General features: G+C 59.1%; 1 protein-coding gene. It reads left to right on the top strand.

Annotation, left to right across the window (positions count from 1 at the left end; genetic code table 11):
* Window positions 1–192 precede the first annotated feature (192 nt).
* A complete protein-coding gene (locus WDW90_RS38105) occupies window positions 193–465 on the top strand; it encodes an usg protein (RefSeq protein ID WP_336492872.1) in 273 nt (90 codons plus the stop codon).
* The last annotated feature ends 17 nt before the right edge of the window (window positions 466–482 follow it).

Below are 482 nucleotides of genomic sequence, written 5' to 3'. Positions count from 1 at the left end.
GGCCGCCGCGCAGGTTTTTAGCACTCTGCCACTGCGAGTGCTAGCAGGAACGGCGCGAGCCTGGCAGCAATGCTCCTCCAGGAGTGCTAAACGATTGCACTCATTGCTCAATCCTGAGCTCCCCCGAGCCGTCGCGGCAACCATCTTGCTTGGATCTGAGTATCTGTCTGGACGATCAAACGAGGTTCAGTGATGAGTGCGTCATCAACCTTCCGCCGCCAACTCGAAGGCTACAGTCTCACGACGGCCGAGATCCTCTATCACCTGCCCGACCATCCGCATCTGCTTCAAATCTTTGTCTGGCAGCACCACGACCTGTTTCCGGACTTTCCCGAGCTGAAGCGCTTCCTGGCCTTCTGGCAGAACACGCTCGACGGGCCGCTGCATTCTGTAAAGGTGGCGCACAGCCGCCTGATCAAACCCGCCGAGTTGCGAGCGATTGGTGCGGAATTTCACCTGCACTGACTGTGCGCGGGCCGTCA

This window comes from Methylobacterium nigriterrae, from assembly GCF_037106235.1.
Lineage (GTDB): Bacteria > Pseudomonadota > Alphaproteobacteria > Rhizobiales > Beijerinckiaceae > Methylobacterium > Methylobacterium nigriterrae.
Note: the sequence above shows the minus strand (reverse complement) of the source record. Positions and strands in the feature narration are given on the sequence as shown.

Bases quoted from the DNA above. Each gene is read 5' to 3' on its own strand.
- WDW90_RS38105 (WP_336492872.1), top strand. From the start codon at position 193: ATGAGTGCGTCATCAACCTTCCGCCGCCAACTCGAAGGCTACAGTCTC.